The 18694-nt window shown below is 59.2% G+C and carries 16 protein-coding genes; 6 read left to right on the forward strand and 10 right to left on the reverse strand.

Going from position 1 to position 18694, the window contains the following annotated elements; genetic code table 11:
- Window positions 1-49 precede the first annotated feature (49 nt).
- The 4 genes from fsa (at window position 50) to ACR3E2_RS08865 (ending at window position 3290) form a co-directional block, all read left to right on the forward strand.
- Entirely contained in the window at window positions 50-703 is a 654-nt protein-coding gene (gene fsa / locus ACR3E2_RS08850; RefSeq protein WP_209505487.1) for a fructose-6-phosphate aldolase, read from the forward strand.
- Between the two features lie 197 nt (window positions 704-900).
- Window positions 901-1608 carry a DUF484 family protein gene (locus ACR3E2_RS08855; protein WP_480483979.1) on the forward strand — a complete coding sequence of 236 codons (708 nt, stop codon included), beginning with the start codon at window positions 901-903 and terminating at the stop codon, window positions 1606-1608.
- Entirely contained in the window at window positions 1605-2525 is a 921-nt protein-coding gene (locus ACR3E2_RS08860) for a tyrosine recombinase XerC (protein ID WP_480483980.1), read from the forward strand. Before ACR3E2_RS08855 ends, ACR3E2_RS08860 begins: the two co-directional genes overlap by 4 nt.
- A gap of 69 nt (window positions 2526-2594) precedes the next feature.
- A complete protein-coding gene (locus ACR3E2_RS08865) occupies window positions 2595-3290 on the forward strand; it encodes a CDP-alcohol phosphatidyltransferase family protein (RefSeq protein ID WP_480483981.1) in 696 nt (231 codons plus the stop codon).
- Window positions 3291-3312: 22 nt separating this feature from the next.
- Here ACR3E2_RS08865 and ACR3E2_RS08870 read toward each other — a convergent pair whose 3' ends face one another.
- Together ACR3E2_RS08870 and ACR3E2_RS08875 are read right to left on the reverse strand one after the other, a co-directional pair.
- Entirely contained in the window at window positions 3313-3780 is a 468-nt protein-coding gene (locus ACR3E2_RS08870) for a hypothetical protein (protein WP_267364127.1), read from the reverse strand.
- Between the two features lie 76 nt (window positions 3781-3856).
- Entirely contained in the window at window positions 3857-4312 is a 456-nt protein-coding gene (locus tag ACR3E2_RS08875; RefSeq protein WP_480483982.1) for a methylated-DNA--[protein]-cysteine S-methyltransferase, read from the reverse strand.
- Between the two features lie 132 nt (window positions 4313-4444).
- On the opposite strand from ACR3E2_RS08875, the gene ACR3E2_RS08880 reads away from it, so the two are divergent.
- On the forward strand, window positions 4445-6415 hold the full coding sequence (locus ACR3E2_RS08880) for a hypothetical protein (RefSeq protein WP_480483983.1): 1971 nt from the start codon (window positions 4445-4447) through the stop codon (window positions 6413-6415).
- A 42-nt stretch (window positions 6416-6457) separates the two neighbouring features.
- On the opposite strand, the gene ileS is transcribed toward ACR3E2_RS08880, so the two are convergent.
- The 8 genes from ileS to ACR3E2_RS08920 form a co-directional block, all read right to left on the reverse strand.
- Entirely contained in the window at window positions 6458-9370 is a 2913-nt protein-coding gene (gene ileS, locus ACR3E2_RS08885) for an isoleucine--tRNA ligase (protein ID WP_480483984.1), read from the reverse strand.
- A gap of 164 nt (window positions 9371-9534) precedes the next feature.
- The gene (locus tag ACR3E2_RS08890) at window positions 9535-12243 is read right to left on the reverse strand and encodes a DUF2339 domain-containing protein (RefSeq protein WP_480483985.1); all 2709 of its coding nucleotides are present in this window, start codon (window positions 12241-12243) and stop codon (window positions 9535-9537) included.
- An 80-nt stretch (window positions 12244-12323) separates the two neighbouring features.
- Entirely contained in the window at window positions 12324-12803 is a 480-nt protein-coding gene (locus ACR3E2_RS08895) for a DUF2269 family protein (RefSeq protein ID WP_480484073.1), read from the reverse strand.
- Complete coding sequence (locus tag ACR3E2_RS08900) at window positions 12803-14119, reverse strand: SDR family oxidoreductase (RefSeq protein WP_480483986.1); 1317 nt, start codon at window positions 14117-14119, stop codon at window positions 12803-12805. Before ACR3E2_RS08900 ends, ACR3E2_RS08895 begins: the two co-directional genes overlap by 1 nt.
- A 76-nt stretch (window positions 14120-14195) precedes the next feature.
- A complete protein-coding gene (locus ACR3E2_RS08905; protein ID WP_267367744.1) occupies window positions 14196-14906 on the reverse strand; it encodes a VIT1/CCC1 transporter family protein in 711 nt (236 codons plus the stop codon).
- Window positions 14907-14968: 62 nt separating this feature from the next.
- Complete coding sequence (locus ACR3E2_RS08910) at window positions 14969-15958, reverse strand: YcjF family protein (protein WP_480483987.1); 990 nt, start codon at window positions 15956-15958, stop codon at window positions 14969-14971.
- Window positions 15951-16406: an N-acetyltransferase family protein gene (locus ACR3E2_RS08915; protein ID WP_480483988.1), complete on the reverse strand. Its 456-nt coding sequence runs from the start codon at window positions 16404-16406 to the stop codon at window positions 15951-15953. The genes ACR3E2_RS08910 and ACR3E2_RS08915 overlap by 8 nt, the downstream gene beginning before the upstream one ends.
- Window positions 16403-17818 (reverse strand): YcjX family GTP-binding protein, encoded by a 1416-nt coding sequence (locus tag ACR3E2_RS08920; protein WP_480483989.1) that lies wholly within the window; start codon window positions 17816-17818, stop codon window positions 16403-16405. Before ACR3E2_RS08920 ends, ACR3E2_RS08915 begins: the two co-directional genes overlap by 4 nt.
- 107 nt (window positions 17819-17925) lie before the next feature.
- On the opposite strand from ACR3E2_RS08920, the gene truA reads away from it, so the two are divergent.
- On the forward strand, window positions 17926-18693 hold the full coding sequence (gene truA / locus ACR3E2_RS08925) for a tRNA pseudouridine(38-40) synthase TruA (protein WP_480483990.1): 768 nt from the start codon (window positions 17926-17928) through the stop codon (window positions 18691-18693).
- Window position 18694: the final 1 nt, after the last annotated feature.

Consider the following 18694-nt stretch of genomic DNA (forward strand, 5'->3'; position numbering starts at 1 on the left):
GAGGTAAAGCCATCCGCGACCAAGGCCAACCCATCAAAGGACTGCCCTCATGAAATTCTTCGTAGACACTGCCGAGATCGACGCCATTGCTGAACTGAACGATCTGGGCATGGTGGACGGCGTGACCACCAACCCCTCGCTGATCCTGAAATCGGGCCGCGACATTCTGGAAGTGACAAAGGAGATCTGCGATCTGGTCGACGGTCCCGTTTCCGCCGAAGTTGTCGCCACCGAAGCTGACGACATGATCGCCGAAGGCCGCAAGCTGGCCAAGATTGCCCCGAATATCGCCGTGAAGGTTCCGTTGACATGGGCCGGTCTGAAAACCTGCAAGACGCTCAGCGACGAAGGGCAGATGGTCAACGTCACCCTGTGCTTTTCGACCAATCAGGCGATTCTGGCTGCAAAAGCAGGTGCGACCTTCATTTCGCCCTTCATCGGCCGTCTGGACGATATCAACCTGGATGGCATGGATCTGATCGCCGACATCCGTCAGGTCTATGACAATTACGGATTCGAAACCGAAATTCTGGCTGCTTCGATCCGCACCGTGAACCACGTCACCGAAAGTGCCCGCATTGGTGCGGACGTCATCACCGCGCCGCCAGCCGTAATCAAGAAACTGGCCGATCACCCGCTGACTGACAAAGGTCTGGAAACATTTCTGGCAGACTGGGCCAAAACCGGTCAGAAAATCCTCTAATCTGGTGTGCAACCGCGCGGCGCTATCAGGCGCCGTGCCCGGCCCAACGGCCCAAAGCCTGATCTGCGATCAGGCGTGGCAGGCGGGAGCCTATCCGCCACAGCATCCGGGGAAATCCACTCTTGCGTGCATTTTTCCCAAGGCAAATCCGGTTCAGCATGCTATAAGCCGCCCAACAAAAAAAGACCGGACAGGACATGAGCAGCAATCCCAAACTCGAGGATAATCTCCGCGCGGCAATTCTGGCCGAGCCCGACGTCGTTCTGGACGACAAGGACCTGATGCAAGCCCTTGTGGCCGCGAACGAACGCGCCCGGGGTGATAATGTGATCGATCTGCGCGGCATTGCCATGCAGCGGCTCGAGGCGCGGCTGGACCGGTTGGAAGATACCCACCGCTCGGTCATCGCTGCGGCCTATGAAAACCTTGCAGGCACCAATCAGGTACACCGCGCGATTTTGCGCTTGCTGGAACCCGTCGAATTCGAGGATTTCCTGCGTGCCCTTGGCGCCGATGTCGCAAATATCCTGCGGGTTGACCATATCACGCTGGTTCTGGAAACCACCGTGGCTCAGAACGATCCTGCCATCGACAGGCTTGGAGGCGTTCTGACGATCGCAGAGCCCGGCTTCATCAACCAATACCTGACCAATGGTCGCGGCGGCCCTGTCCGCGACGTGACCTTGCGCGAAACTCATCAGCCGAACCGACGTGTTTTCGGCGCGCTGGCGGATCAGTTGCGCTCGGAAGCCTGCCTGAAGCTGGACCTCGGTCCGGGTCGCCTGCCGGGCATGATCGTCATGGGGGCCCGTGATCCGCGGCATTTCACACCGCAACTCGGCACCGATCTTCTCACCTTCTTTTCCGGCGTATTCGAACGCTCGATGCGCCACTGGCTGTCATGAACCTTATCTCACCTGCTTGCCGCGACGCGCTCCAGCACTGGCTGGACACTCTGGGCGCGCTGGCGGGGCGGTCCCAGAACACCCAGACCGCCTATCGCGGCGATGTCACCGAGTTTTTGTCTTTCATGACCCTTCATCAAGGGGAACGACAAGGGTTGAAGGCGCTGGAACGGATCACCGTCTCGGACATGCGCGCCTGGATGGCAGATCAGCGCAGCGGGGATATCGGCGCGCGATCCCTTGCGCGCAAACTGTCCGCCGTCAAAAGCTTCTATCGTTGGCTGGCCGAGCGAGAGGGATTTGAACCCACCGCCGTTCTGTCGACCCGCGCGCCCAAATTCACCAAGAAATTGCCCCGCCCTCTGGCCGAAGACGCCGCGCTCGCCATGATTGACACGGTCGAGCTGCAATCTGTGTCCGACTGGGTCGCGGCCCGTGATGTTGCGGTTGTCACGCTGCTCTATGGATGCGGCCTGCGGATATCCGAGGCCTTGTCCCTGACCGGTGCAGACGCGCCCCTGCCCGAGACATTGCGCATTGTCGGGAAGGGCGACAAGGAACGGATCGTTCCGGTTCTTCCAGCTGCCCGAGACGCGGTTGACCGGTATCTTCAGCTTTGCCCCCACCCGCAAGCGAAGAACGCCGCCCTGTTCCGGGGTGCCCGTGGCGGTCCGCTGAACCCGCGCGCGATTCAGGGCGTCATGACCAAGGCACGAATGCAACTGGGGCTGCCTTCAACTGCCACGCCTCATGCCATGCGACACAGCTTTGCCACCCATCTGCTGTCCGCCGGAGGAGATCTGCGGGCCATTCAGGAACTGTTGGGGCACGCCTCATTGTCAACCACACAGACCTATACCGCCGTGGATACCGCACGGCTGATGGAGGTCTACAACCGTGCGCATCCAAAGGCGTGACCGACACATCGAACAGGAACCTCGGGCTTTTGGTTTGCATCTCTGGCGTGCATCGGTCATGACCCTAGCATGACACTCAGATTCAAAGCTCTTGCCGTACATCTCTTCACTGCCACTGGTGCTGTTTTCGCAATGCTGGCCATGCTGGCCGCCGTGGAAGAGAAATGGAGCCTCATGTACCTTTGGCTGGTTGTATCCTTCATTGTCGATGGCATCGACGGCCCGTTGGCGCGGCACTATCACGTCAAGAAAAACGCACCCGAGTTTGACGGCGTCTTGCTGGATCTGATCATCGATTATCTGACCTATGTGTTCATCCCAGCCTTTGCGCTGTTCAAATCCGGATTGATGGATGGATGGACCGGCTGGTTCGCAATCATCGTCATCACCTTTGCCAGCGCGATGTATTTCGCGGACACCCGGATGAAAACAAAGGACAATTCCTTTTCCGGCTTTCCCGGATGCTGGAACATGTTCGTTGTCGTGATCTTCGCACTGGAGCCCAATTTCTGGATCATCCTGCTGCTGGTCACGCTGCTGTCGCTTGCGATGTTTCTACCTTTGAAATTCGTTCACCCCGTGCGCACCGAGCGTTGGCGCAGTCTGACCTTGCCGGTCGCCCTTGCCTGGACGTTCTTTGCGGGCTGGGCCGCATGGGTCGATTTTCATCCCGAAAGCTGGGCCCACTGGGGTCTGGTCATCGCCAGCCTGTACCTGACATTTGCGGGTATCGCACAACAGGTTGTTCCGCAGCGCCGTACCTGACACGAGCGCTGCCGGACCGGATTTAAAGAACGTCCTGAACCTCAAATTCAGTACCGTTATGGGTAAAGACGTCGCCTGCTTGCAGGCCCGCCATGGCTAGGTAGATCGGGCTTTGTGTCGAGATCCCCATATATGTATCTCCACCCACCTCGAACCGGGTCGTCGAAACGCAGACGACAAAGCTGCGGTTGTTGAACCTGATCACCGATCCCGGCCTGACTGTATCTGTCAGACCAAAATCGGTATTCTCAATCACATCGATTTTGGCATGATGCGCATGAACAGGCGCGTCAAATGCAGCTGCCAGATCGGCATTTTCGCGCGATGCGGCTATGTCATCCTTGTCGTGGCCTTCCCGGTCATCCAGTTGGGCATCCTTCAGAAATGCGTCGTAATGGGCCTGCGCCGTTGCAAGCTCCTCTGCCTCAAGCGACATCAACCGGTCGATAATGGCCTTCTTCTGGGCTGCGCGATCTTTTTCGGTGCTCATTCAATGCGATCCTTCAAATTCAGCAACTGATATAAGTTGTGCTTCCCAGAACCGGATTGCAACCGAATTTCGAGGCTCAGATCAAAAGACCCGCCGCCCGCTCATGCCGTAGCAGTGCAACCTTTGTCTCGATCCCGCCGCACCCGGAAAACCCGCCCAGCCCATTGGCAGCCAGCACTCGGTGGCAGGGAATAATAACGGGGATCGGGTTTGCCCCGCAGGCCTGACCGACCGGTTGCGCCGGTTGCCCCAACGCCTTGGCGATATCCCCGTAGGTGCGCGTTTCCCCAAGGGGAATGGCATACATGAGATCACAGACCTGCCTTTGAAACTGCGATCCATGAATGCGGTAGGGCAGATCGAAGCGGTCAAGCCGTCCAGCGTCATAGGCCATCAACTGCGCCGCCGCCTCGCGCAGCAGAGCTGTTGGTTCGCCGTCGTCCTGACCGTCCCAGACCAGCCGCGTGAGGGCACTATCCGTTTCCTCGATCCCAAGTTTTCCGAACTGAGTATCAACTGCAATCATCGCCATGGGCTGACGGTTTCAGATCAATCCTCCAAGTTCAAGTGGCGAAGCCATGGGGCTGCGAGGCGCGCGGATTTTGCGAATTGCCGCAATCATGTTAGCCTAGCCGCATTGTCAAAAAGAGATTTGGAGCATGAGATGGGTCGCCATTTGATCCTGACGGTTCACGGAATTGGCGAACAAATACCCGGTGAGACCGTCGATCAGGTCGTCGGGGCCGCGACAACCTGGCTGGATGGCAATCCCGAACCCCCGATTGAGGTTCAGCGTGGGATGATAGAGCTGGCCGAAACAACCTTCGACGGCACGCCCCGAAGCGCAAAACTATTCCCGGTCAACCTGCGCAAGGTGACGAAACCGTCAGCACCGCAGGACGAGGCCATGTTTGCCGAGGTTTTCTGGGCCGACCGCTCACCCGCCCCGAAAGGAGCCATTAAGACAGCATTGGACCTGATCTGGGTTGTTCTTGCGCTGGGTTATCTGGCCATGGACAATGCCGAACAAACGCATAGCCGCGCGGATGTGGCCTCGGACCAAGTCAACGGCAGGAACACTTTGGCCGCGCGGCTGGTTCACCTTTTTACCTGGGTTTTCTTCGGCGCAGTTGCGACCCTGAATGCCTATCTTCTGATCGGTGCCATAGCCGTTATGGTTGATCGCGTTCCCGGGATCTTCTTTCAAAGCACGATCCTGCTGTTCTGGCTCTTGTTCACGCTTTACGCCGGAGGGGCCGCATACGGACTAAGGCGCAGCTTTGCAGCCCCGACTTATCTAAGACGCGTATTCTGGCGCGGCATTTTCGGGATAGGGTTTTTGCTGCTGATCTGCCTGATCATTGGTCCGCTTGGTCTGGAAATCCGAGCCTGCACACCCTTGCCGGACAGCCCGGTTTGCCCTTCGGCGCTGGAGCAGTTTGTAGCTTTTCAGGTCTACCTGCTCGCGTTTTTCTGGGCTTCTCTGATCTTCATGACAATCATTTTGTACGTGCTTTCTGCGACCAGCCTTGATGAAAAGGTTCAGGCAGACAATCTGAAAGAACACAGGCGGCTGTACCCCAGCATTTGTGCAGGCATGTTGGTGTTCTGGATGTTCTTCATTTCCGGGTTGTGGCTAATGCTGCGGGAAATGCTCGACACGGTTCCGGGGCTGTCGGATGGAAAACTGACCGGTCTTTTTGACAATTTCCTCAGTGACTCCATCGAAACACTCAGTGTTGCCTTCGCGGCAATTGTCCTGCTTGCGTTTGTCGGTGTTGGCCTGTTTGCCGGTCGCAGAGGGCTGAAGGCAAACCTGCATATCCGCGACGGGCTGATCAGCCGCGCCATCCTCAATCGTTTTGCACAATGGGTCTTTTTGTTCGGTGCAATCGTACTGGCGATGGTCACTATCCGAGAAATCGCGTTGAGCCAGCACGTCGATCCCCTGTGTCAGATCGGAACGGACAATTGCAACCTGATTGGCCGGGTTTTGAACAAACTGGCAAGCAAACAGGGCGAGATTGGCCTGATCGTCCTGGGTGCAACAGCATTGATGTACCGCTTTTCCGATTTCGTCGCAGCAGGGCTGGGTGTGGCACGGGACATTGTCACCTATGCCATTCGCGACAAGTGTTTACTGAAAGCGGACCTGAAAACGAGGCTGCGCAATTATCCGGATCGCAAGGCGATTGATGAACGATTTTATCGTGCACTGCATTATGTGGTGGATATCTTTGCCGCGGACCACATCACGGTGATCTCACATTCACAAGGCACCGTGATTGCCACGCAAATGCTGGCTGATCCACGCGTGCAAAAGCTTATCAACGGGCGCAACGTGACGCTGATTACGATGGGCTGTCCTGTGACCCATATTTATCAGCGCTATTTTCCCGAGATGTTCACAGTCGTTCCCAAAAACCTGAACGCCGCATGGTTCAACATCTTCAGGCAGGATGACTTTGTAGGGACCGAGATTGAAGGCGGGCTGATTTCCGCAAACCGCAACATTCCGGTCGAGCCCGGTGGTCACACCGGATATTTCACGGATTATCAGGTTTGGAAGGCCCTGAAGGACTCAGCCATAGGCTTTGACCTGTTTAATCCGACACCGCAATCCGCGCAGACGTGAAACGAAAAACGCCCCCTCGAAGGATCGAGAGGGCGGTTTCAATCAGCTTAGCGCCTCATCGCAGCGTCGGCAAACTCCGACATGGGCGTGGCGGCCCACGTCAGGAAGGATTTTCCAACAGCGCTGACATTTCTCGCCTTCTGCTTTTTCGAACACGACGGCCACGCCTTCGATTTCGGGCACACGGAACGCCTCGGCAGGGGCCGGGTCGCCGGTCACGGTCAGGCCCGAGGTGATGCACATGTCGTCCACGTCGAACGTGGCCAGCAGATCGCGGGTATCGCCATCATCGACATGCACGATCGGGGCCGCTTCGAGGCTTGAGCCGATCACCTTGTCCTGGCGCTGGATTTCCAGCGCGGCAGTCACGGCCCGGCGCACTCGGCGCACCTTTGCCATGTTGGCCTCAAGCTCGGCATCGCGCCAATCCGCAGGCGTTTCCGGGAAGTCGACCAAGTGGACCGAGCTATCGTCGCCCGGAAAGCGCCCCAGCCAGACCTCTTCCATGGTGAAAACCAGAACCGGTGCCAGCCACGTGGTCAGGCGATGGAACAGGATATCCAACACCGTCCGCGCAGCACGACGGCGCGGCGTGTCGCCGTCACAATAAAGAGCATCCTTGCGAACGTCGAAATAGAAGGACGACAGATCAACCGTGGCAAAGGTAAAGACCGCACTGAATACGCCCTGGAAATCGAAAGACGCATAACCCTTGCGCACCTGCTCATCCAATTCCGCCAGCCGGCTGAGCACCCAGCGTTCCAGACGCGGCATATCTTCGGGCGCGACGCGATCGGCCTCGGTGAAATCCGCCAGCGAGCCCAGCATGAACCGCATAGTGTTGCGCAGACGGCGATAACTGTCGGCAGTGCCTTTCAGGATCTCCGGCCCGATCCGCTGATCGGCGGTATAGTCGGTCTGTGCCACCCACAGACGCAGGATATCGGCGCCGTACTGCTTGACGACCTCTTCCGGTACGATGGTGTTGCCCAGCGATTTGGACATCTTGTTGCCCTTGGCATCCAGCGTGAAACCATGTGTCACGACGTTGCGATAAGGCGCGCGGCCTTTGGTGCCGCAGGCCTGCAACATGGAAGAATGGAACCAACCACGGTGCTGGTCGGTGCCTTCCATGTAGACGTCGGCGATACCGTCCTCGGTCCCATCTTCGCGGTCGCGCAAAACAAAGGCGTGGGTCGAACCAGAATCGAACCACACATCCAGCACGTCAAACACCTGATCGTAGTCATCGGGGTTGGCGATGCCGTCGAGAATTTTCTCTTTGAACCCGTCGGTGTACCAGATATCGGCGCCGTCTTTCTCAAACGCCGCCTTGATGCGCGCGTTCAGGTCTGCGTTGCGCAGAAGGTAATCCGCGTCGGTGGGCAAGGCACCTTTCTTGGTGAAACAGGTCAGCGGCACGCCCCAGGCACGCTGGCGCGAGAGAACCCAGTCCGGGCGCGCTTCGATCATCGAATAGAGGCGGTTGCGCCCCGTCTGCGGCGTCCATTTGACCAGTTCGTCGATCGAGCGCAGGGCACGTTCGCGGATGCTGTCGCCCATCTCACCCATGCCGTCATCCAGGTTGCGGTCAACGGATGCAAACCACTGCGGCGTGTTGCGGTAGATGATCGGAGCCTTGGAGCGCCACGAATGCGGATAGCTGTGCTTGATCTTGCCGCGCGCCAGCAGCCCGCCAACCTCGGCCAGCTTGTCGATGACAGCTTTGTTCGCGTCACCCTCACCACCCTTGCGGGACAGGATGTATTTGCCACCAAAGAACGGCAGATCGGTGCGGAACGAACCATCATCCATCACGTTATAGGTGATGACCTGCTCCAACATGCCTAAATCGCGGTAGAGTTCGAATTCCTCCATACCATGTGACGGCGCACAGTGGACGAAACCGGTGCCTTCGGTATCGGTCACGAAGTCAGCCGCGCGGAAGTCGCGGAGGTCGTCCCATTCGCCATTGCCGCCCTCGGCCCCGGCCAGCGGGTGGGTCAGTTGAACACCTTCAAGTTCATCGGTGGCGACACCGCGTACACGGGTCCACTGATCGTCGTTCAGACGGGCACGACCCAACACATCTGCGGCCATATTGTCAGCCAGCAGGAATCTGTCACCCACATTAGCCCAGCATTCCTCAGGCGCGCCGGTGACTTCGTACAGGCCGTAGGAGATGTCGTTGCCATACACGACCGCCTTGTTCGACGGCATGGTCCAGGGAGTGGTGGTCCAGATTACGACGAACGCATCATCCAGATCACCCGCGTTCATGACCTTGAACTTCACCCAGATGGTAAAGCTTTCCTTGTCGTGATACTCGACCTCGGCCTCGGCCAGCGCGGTTTTTTCGATGGGCGACCACATCACGGGTTTCGAGCCCTGATACAGCGTGCCGTTCATCAAGAATTTCATGAACTCGTCGGCGATCACGGCCTCGGCATGAAAGTCCATGGTGATGTAGGGATCAGGCCAGTTGCCGGTGATGCCCAGGCGCTTGAACTCTTCCCGCTGGATGTCGATCCAGCCTTCGGCGAACTTGCGGCATTCCTGACGGAAGTCGACGATGTTCACCTCGTCCTTGTTCTTGCCCTTCTTGCGGTACTGTTCTTCGATCTTCCATTCGATCGGCAGGCCGTGGCAGTCCCAACCGGGCACGTAACGCGCGTCAAAGCCCATCATCTGATGAGAGCGCACGATCATGTCCTTGATCGTCTTGTTCAGTGCGTGGCCGATATGCAGGTGGCCGTTCGCATAGGGGGGGCCGTCGTGCAGAGTAAAGGGTTTGCGCCCCGTTTTCTCGCGCAGGCGGTCATAGACACCGATGGTCTCCCACCGCTCCAGCCATGCGGGTTCGCGTGCAGGCAGGCCCGCGCGCATGGGAAAATCGGTTTTGGGCAGGTTCAGCGTGTCTTTATAGTCAGGCGTTTGGGTCGTGTCGGCGCACATTTTGAGCGTCCTTTGGATGATCTGGTCGTACTAGGATCGAAGCGGTCGGTGCGAATTCTCAAACACCTTTGCCCGGCGTCTCAGAGGGTCAGAGCGCCGGGGATATAATTCGAATAATGATGGCCGTCCGGTCATACATGGCCGCGCTTATAAGACGCCTGCCTTCAATGGTCCAGAGGTTCCGGCCCATGCGGCGAATGGCGCAGCTTGGCCCAGCGATTCAACCATGCCAGACCGGCCAACCCAAGCCCCAGCGCCAGCAGTGAGAACACGCGGATCAGCCCGCCCAGACCGGCAATATCGATCAGAAAGACCTTGGCCACCGCCAGCCCGATCACCACCAACCCCGCCTTGCGCATCGCATCCGAACCACGTGCCAGAGATTGGTAGAACAGCGCCGCCCCGACCAGCAGCAGAACAAGGGTATATGTATAAAGCTCGGGCTGCGTGACGCCGTTGCCTTCAAACATGCCTGCTGCTCCCTGCCAGACATGGCGGATGGTCAACCCGAACCACACGGCAACCAACGCACCCGCAATGGCATAGCTTGCCAGCCTGATCTGCTTTGGCATGTCCCTGATCCGCCATGCCGAGAATCCGATGGTCAGTGCAGGCACCAGATAGGCAAGGACAAGAGTGTTCAGAACCGGTGGGCCAAGCACCGGGTCGGCGTTGGGGTTCAGAAGCGGGTTTTGGTCGGTCAAAGCCAGGGTCAGTCGGAACACGCCATGACCGGCAAAGAACGCCGCCAACACGTACCGTGCATAATTCAGTTTGCCACCCAGCCCAAACCTCTGAACCTGAGCGAAGGCCAGCAGCAGCCAGATGACCGCCAGCAGGCCAAGACCCCAATGGCTGTTGTCGGCCCCGCCTTCTCCGAAACCTTCAAGCCACCGCAGTAGCAACAGGGACAGCAGGATGCCGCCCGTCGCCCATGCCGCGCTTTCCAGCAACAGTGCTGCAACCGGCCGCTGCAAGGGACACAACAGCCACCAGCCAGCCACGAAACCCAACGTGGCCGCACCATAGACCATCGCCATTTCGGGCACCGGGGCCGCATTGGCCCAGTCCAGACCCGGGTCAAGCACCAAGCGCACCGTGACCGTAAAGACACCGGCCCAGATAAACCAACTCATCTGCGGCAAGGTGAACCTGCGATCCAAGGCTGCTGCTGCGACGATGCTGGCCACCAGCGCAATCGTCAGCGCGGCCGAGCTGAGCACGATGACGCAAGCAAAGACCAGACAAGACAACGCGGACAACGTGGCCAGAGCAGCCCGCATCCGGTCGTCGCCATCGGCGCGACCAAAACGCCCGGCCAGAACCACCATCAGAATTGCCAGGACAATCGCGTGCAGGGCCCAGGCGTACGCACCGATAACCGTGGCAGGACGCCAGCCCAATTCCAAAGCGATGGCCAGCGCCGGTGCAAGAATTACAGCGCCCCCGGCCCAGATTGCACGATACTGGTTTGCCCTGAATGACCGCCATGCCATCAAAATCGACATGAGCGCGCCCAAAGCAACCAGCGCGGTGGCTGCCATCGGAAAGTCGGCCTCGGGCGTCTCGGCATAGGTGTCGGTGAAACTGCGAAGAACTACTCCGTATTCCAGCCCGTGAGAGGCCACAAAAAACACAAGGCCCGCCGCAGGCAGGACGGTCAGATCCTGTAACGCAGGCGCATCCTTGGCGCACAAAAGCAGCGCCAGAAGCAGGACGGACAGCAGGCAGACACCCAACCAGAATTCAGCCGCTGAGTCTGCCCAATGCCAGGACAGGATTGCTGTGCTGGCCGCAATCGCTCCGGCGGCGAGCCGAGTTGGAAACTTGGGCCACGGGCGGGTTCCGGGGGTGCGGATCACCTGAGACATCATGCACCCTGCATGATCGGGCCAAACGCGCCGCACCGGAATGGCCGTTGCCAGCAGTGCCAGCACTGTTGTCGCGACCAGATATCCCGGTTCCGTATACGGAGCGCCACTGACCAAAAGCAGGTTTGCCGCATAAACCCCGACCAACGTCAGAACCGAAATCCACGCCCAACGCCGCACCGTGTCGATACCCAGCCCCAAAACAGCAACCAAAAGAAAATAGGCATAGAGCCACGAGGGATCGTCAGATGCGCCTCCAACCAGAAAGGGTGCAGCAAAAGCTCCAATCAGTCCAACCGCAGCCAACAGCGGGCCGTGGAACCACCCCAGAACAAGACCAACAAGCGCGACAACGACCATCCCTGCCAATGCCGTCTCGGCCCCGATCAAGCCATAGAGCTGCCGCGCAGACAGGATTGCCCCAAACAAGGTGACGAGGCCGGCCCCCGAAAAGACCGATGGCAAATAGGCAGTGGCCACCGCTTCGTCATCCCCGAACCTGCGGCGCAGAACCTCGCCCCCGACAATCAAAGCCGAGCCGAAACCAAGCGCGGCGAAAACGCGGGCCGTCGGAGGTAACAATCCATTCTCAACGCCATATTGCACGAGGAAAATTCCGGCCAATGCCAGCGACAGGGCCGAGACCGCGTAAAACCAGTTCTCACGCAGCCACGCGCCCAGCGCAGCAAACCTGTCATGGCGAAATACAATTGCAGGAGTAGCGGCGTCGGTGTCTACATCTTCGGCGCTTTCGTCTTCCTGTCGCTTTGGCGCGGCCCACGGCCCCGGGCTGTGAACCTGTTCCTCTGCCACAGGTTGCGGTGCAGGTGCATCCTGTTCCGGTTGCAGCGACGCCGGTGCATCACCCGACACCAACGCATTGATCTGCGCTTCCAGTTGTTCGACCCGGCGACGCAATCGGGAATGTCCGACCAGAAGTGCAATCAATGTCACCGGGATGGCCAGAACAACCAGGCCAATAAGAACAAGCAGCGTTTCCAACCGAGTCTCTCCGATCCGTAATTTCGGCCAAGCTATCTTGTGCTGTCGGTCAGCAACAGTCAGGAAAGCCGTGAGAAAGTCTAAAGCACAGAAATCGCCGGGCGAGCGATCATCAGCCAAAGGATGGTCAAAACCGCCAGAAACGCCGGAACCCCGCAGGCGAACCAGAACCGAAACAAGCGGTAATACTCCGGTGGCAGTTGCGTTCCCTGCTCTGCCGCCGTTCGCGCGTGGTCCCGCAACCGGATTTGGACCCAAACCACCGGCAACCAGAACAGGCCTGTCAAAACATAAAGCACCAGAGACAACACAATCCATCCTTCGCCCCAATGCCACCCGATCTGCCAGGCAAGCAGCGCTCCGGTCACTGGTTGCAGGATGACAGCAGTCGTGGTGAACAGAAGGTCGGCAAGCACCACGATACCCGCCGTATGGGCGATGACGCGCGGGTCGTTTGTCCGGTGCGCCATCAGCATGAAAAAGGCGATCCCTGCCCCTGTTCCCAGCAGCACACATGCACCGATGACATGCAGCCATCGCAAGATCAGTTCAGGGTCCATCATCGGCTCTCAAACAAGGGCAACGCCACAAGCGACAGGATCATCGCGGGCAGGATTTTCACCAGCGGCCCCAGCGGATCCAACCACAATTCCGGCATCGTGACCGAAGCGGCAATCAGGTAGAATATGGCTACTGTCAACTGCGCCACACAGGCCCGCGCCGCCCATGGGCGCCACAGGATGGCCAGACCCAGCGCTATGTCGATCAGGGACCAGAACACAACGCTGGTCACCGCCATGGCGGATGACCACCCTGCTTCGACCAGCATACCAGAAGCCGTAGACAAACCCGCCAGCCCAAACAGGCCCGACAGCAACCAGAACAGGCTGAGTGTTGCAACGATCAGCGGCATCAACAGCGTCATCCGAGCGGTCAACCGATGCTCGCGCGCGCAAGGCAGCTTGGCGTAGACATCAGGCAAGGCGGCAATCCCGCGCCCGGCCGCTGCACGATAGGGGCCGGGGTCGCCAACCACGCCATCCGCCATGACCGTCATCGCCGTGCTGCGCAGCGGAGACCGCCAACCCAACAGGGCCAGACAATCCGCCATGGCCGCAACGGCTTTTGTCAGGACAGGCGGCAGGACCAGATGGAAGCGCGCAGCGGGAAACCCCAGCCACTGCCGCGTGCAGCGCACCACGTCCGACAAACTATGCGGGGTATCCTCGACCAGATCGTAATTACCCTGCGGCAGACGACCGGCAACGGCAGCAATCACGACGTCACACAGATCGGGCATCCCGATGCATTGAACGGGTGTATCGGGGTAAGCCAGCGGTTGAATAAAAGGAACAGACGCCAGCATTCGAAGCAACGCCGTTCCCCCATAATCCGTTTGCCCGATAACAAGCCCTGGCTTTAGAATCCAAAGTGTTACGCCCGATGCGCGCAAAGCGGCATCTCCGCGTGCCTTGCTGCACAGGAAATGCGTGCTGGCGTCCGGCTCTGCTCCGATGGCCGAAATCTGAACAATGCTTATGCCACCTTCCGCGCAGGCCCCTGCAAGGGCTGCGACCGCCATATGGTGCACCGCTTCAAGGTTGTCCTGCGCGTTATCCTGCAAAGCCCCTGCGCAATTCACCACGACATCGACGTCGGCCAGCAGGTCCTGCCAATCGTCCTTGTGCAACAGATCGCGCATATCGCCCTGTTTCAGCAAAACCCCCGGCAGGACCTTTGCCCCTTGAGCAAGATTGCGCCCCATGCCCTGAACCGTGGCACCTGCGGCCGACAATGCCCGCGTGACGGCGGTGCCGATGAACCCATAAGCACCCAGAACCAATACGTTCTTTCCAGAAAGCTCGTGATCTGCCATCGTCCTTTGCACCTGTTTTGCGCCACTCTACCTATCCGGGAAGTTTTGACCAGTCGCGACTACCGTGCTGCGACATTTATGGATGGAACAGAGACCCGACGAGATACGCGATCAGTGCCGCCAGACCACCGATCAACAGCGTTTCGATACCTGACCGCCACCAGGGCGCCAACGACCACCGGCTTTTGAACGCACCAATCGCAAAGAAGACCCCCATCGTCATCCAGACCGACATCTCGAAAGCATTCTCCACCGACGCCAAAAACGGCAACAGCGGGATCATCCCGGCCACAAGGAACGCGAAGAACGTTGCCAACGCGGCTTTCATCGGATGTGGGTCGACACTGCCCAGCCCATATTCACCCTCGATCATCAGGTTGACCCAATGTTCGTGGCTCGACGTGATCGCGGCGGTGGCTTCGTTCAGAATTTCCCCTGACAACCCTTTTTGCGACAGAATTTCACGGACCTCCTCGCGCTCGCCGTCGGGGTAGAGTGCGATGTGGCGTTCCTCGATCGCCCGAATGCGCCGTATGTTGTCCAGTTCGGCCTTGGTGCCCGAGTAATTCCCGGCAGCCATTGAAAACCCGTCCGCCAGAACGTTTGCCAAACCAAGTGCCACGATAACAAACGGGGAAAGGCCCGCCCCCGCGACACCGGCGACAATGGCAAATGTGGTGACGGAACCATCAATGCCGCCATACACAACGTCGCGTAACACACCGCGCCCGGGCGGAGCGTTGATCCGGTCGGCAATTTCCTGCGGACTGTGACCGTGATCCGTCATGGTTTGCTCCTATTGTTCACTGGCAGAGTGCAGAAGGGTGTGGTCTGACGCTTTGCTCTGGATCAACCCTTGGAGAACAGACCCTGCAAGGCGCGTTTAATGATGCCTCGCGTGGAAGGTTTGTGGCGTTTTGAGAATGGTAAGGGGCGGCAGACCTCCATCGCGGCCACGCCCACTCGGGCGCTGAGCGCACCGTTGACCAGACCTTCTCCGAACCGTCGGGACAATTTGCTGAGAACGGATCCGCCCAGAACAGGTTCCAGCAGATCGTCACCAACGGCCACCGCCCCAGTTGCGACCAGATGCACAAAGACGGCACGGGTCAGACGCCAGCTTCCCAGTGTGCCAGCCCGCCCCCCGTAGATTTCCGCGACGCGGCGGATCATCCGCAGGGACGCGGCTAGTGCCGTTACAACATCCGCCAGTGCCAGCGGGACCAGAGCGGTCACGGTGGCAACCTGCCGTGCTGCGGCCTCAACCTCACGGCTGGCAGCGGCGTCGAGCGGGGCCAACAATTCATCCTCGGCAAGGTTTAAAAGCGCCTCGGCATCGAACTGTTCCCCCATACGCTCGGACAACCGCTCGCGACCCCAGCGGGTATCCTCGCGCCCTTTGTAGAATGCAATGATGCGATGTGTGACAGCACGTGCCTGAGCCAGGTCTTCATCAGCCAATGCAATATCCGCTGCACGGCGCATCCCATCAACACGGGACAACCGCCCCAAAGCCGCGAGCTCGCGCAGCGCGATGATCACCACCACCAGAACCAATGCAGCCAACAATCCGGCAACGATCCAACCCAAAACGGGCGTCCGCGCCACCAGAGAGGTTGCAAAATCCCAGGCGGCCACCGATATGGCCGCCCCGACTACGGAAAGCGCAAGCCCCCAGAACCAGCGCGCAAGGGCCGAGGGTTTGCGGGCCGCCAGTCGGGCCGCGCTTTGCATCGCCTGCCCCTGAGGCGGCACAATATCCGGCACCGGTTTTGCCTGCGCGACATCAGCAGCGGGTTCATCATCGTCAAGATCGATCAAAACCGGACCTTTAGCCATTTGTCGTATCCCTGCTGTGCCAGACAAACCTTATGTCCGGCAGGTTTTCATCGTTTTCTGCCCCATCGCTGCGCGCCACCTCGGCAAAGCCGTTTCGCTCATAGAACCGACAGGCGCGGGAATTATCCTGAAACGAGTACAAGCCCAGCCGCCGCTGGCTTGCTTTCGCGTGACCCAGCAATTGCTGACCAATCCCCTGCCCCCGAGCTTGTGCATCCAGATAAAGTGAATGGATTTCACCACCATTCAGCGCCAGAAACCCGACCACGCCCGTCTCTGCCTCGGCCACAGTGACCCAGCCCTGATCAATCATCCGGCCGCAAAAGGCGATGGTTTCAGCACAGCTGTGCAATTTGGGCATCCAGTCGTTTTCCAAAGCGAAATCGTGCAGGATCGTACCGATTGTACCGGCATCTGTGGTGCGTGCGGGGCGCAGTGTCGCGATCATAATCTTTCTCCGATCAGAAACTGCGCTGCACGATCCAGTCGAATATGCGGGGGGCCGTCACCAGGTTTCAGGGTTAGTTTTGCAGGCGCAAAGGCCATGAACCCATAATCTTCGTTCAACCAGCTCTCCGCCCCATTTCGCGCCGGACCCAACAGATGCGCCGGATCCTCGGGCAATTCTCCGGGATAAAAAGCAGCCTGTTTGCCGCTGTCCAACAAAGTGCCACGCACGCATGGCAGATCGGTTCCGTCATGGCTGCGTATCTCTTCGGTCGTTGCACGCAGCGAGGCCAGAGACAGGGCCGCAGTCCGGGCCCCGGCGAAATTCGCACGATCGCGTGCCTCGCGCGTCAAAGCTTCGATAATCGCGGTCAGGCGGGGATGCTGAGTGTGGTGCAGGTGGTCCGCTTTTGTCGCTGCAAACAGGATGCGCTCGACCTTTTTGCCCAACAAAAGCTGGCTCAGCCATGCGTTCCGTCCCGGACGAAAAGCCGACAGGATATCGGCCATCGCGCGGCGCATATCTTCAACGGCCTGAGGACCTTTGTGAATTGCGCCCAGCGCGTCAACCAGAACCACCTGCCGGTCAATCCGCGAGAAGTGATCCCGAAAAAACGGTTTCACGACCTGAGATTTATAAGCGTCGAACCGCCGTTCCATCTCGCGCTGAAGGGTCCTGCGCCGCGACGGGCCAGTGATTGCCAACGGTGCAAAGGTCAGAACCGGAGATCCCGCCAGATCACCCGGCAACAGGAACCGACCGGGAGTACAGTCATAAAACCCGGCATCGCGCGCTGCGTTGAGATAGGCGGTGAACGACGCGGCCAGAGCTTGTGCGGCAGGTTCGTCGTGCCCTACCGACGGGTCTGTATCTTGGACCAGCGCCAGATACGCGGCAGCCTCGGCGCGGGTCTTAATCCGTGCCAGTGTTTCCTGAGACCAGTCTGCGTAAGACTTGTCCAGCAAGGCCAGGTCCAGCAGCCATTCACCGGGGTAGTCGACAATATCCAGATGGACCGTGCGCGGCCCCTGCAGCCCGGCAAGCAGCCCGGCGGGACGGGCTTTGAAGGACAAGCGCAATTCAGATACCGCGCGCGTGCTGTCTGGCCAGTGCGGTGTCGGTCCCGTCAGGGCGGACAGGTGCGATTCATAATCAAACCGGGGCACAGTGTCATCCGGTTGGGGTTGCAGAAAGGCGGCATTGATTCGCCCCTCCTGCTGCGCAACCAGCGCGGTCATACGGCCCCGATCCAGCAGATTGGCAACCAACGAAGTGATGAATACTGTTTTACCGGACCGCGCCAGCCCGGTGACACCCAAACGGATGACCGGCTCGAAAAATGTCTCGGACACGCTGTCGCCGATACTTTCGACGCCACGTGCAAGACTGTCTGCCAGTGAAGAGATCACCAATCCGCCGCCCCGCAATTTTCCTTTTACCCAAGATAGGTAGCGGTCGCGGCACATACCAGCGCTTTCGCCCCCTTGCCCGATCCTGCGCTGCGCTGTACCAGCGGCACATGCCCAGATATGCGTTGAAAGTTGAATACCAGGGGGAACCGTTTGCCGGATGGCAGCGGCAAAAGGATCAACCATCTGTACAAGGCGCCATCGAACAGGCCCTGTCCCGTATTCAGCCGGGCGACCACACAATTGCCGCAGCGGGGCGCACGGACGCCGGTGTTCACGCCCTGGGGCAGGTTGCCCACTGCGACATGGCAAAGGAATGGGACCCGTTCCGCCTGTCTGAGGCGCTGAACTATCACCTCAAGCCACTCCCAGTGGCCATCGTAAAGGCCGCCCCCGTGACCGAGGATTGGCACGCGCGGTTTTCAGCGGTTGAACGGCAATATCTGTTCCGCATCCTGATGCGCCGGGCGCCCGCAACCCACGACCGGGGACAGGTCTGGCAGATTAGCCACCTTCTGGATGTCGACGCCATGCAGGAAGGGGCAAACATGCTGCTGGGCCGGCATGATTTCACCACGTTCAGGTCGTCGATCTGCCAGGCGGCCAGCCCGGTCAAAACCCTGGATGAACTGCGCGTTGAACGGGTCGCAGGCTTTTCCGGCCCCGAGGTTCATTTCCACGTGCGCGCCCGGTCGTTCCTGCACAATCAGGTACGCAGTTTCGTCGGAACGTTGGAACGTGTGGGCGCCGGAGCGTGGACCCCGGAAGATGTGCGTGAGGCTTTAGAAGCCGCCGACCGCGCTGCCTGCGGGCCGGTATGTCCGCCGCACGGGCTGTATCTGGCGCGGGTCGGATATCCGGACCCGGTGTTCGACTGAT

The organism is Ruegeria sp. AL7 (genome assembly GCF_056536105.1).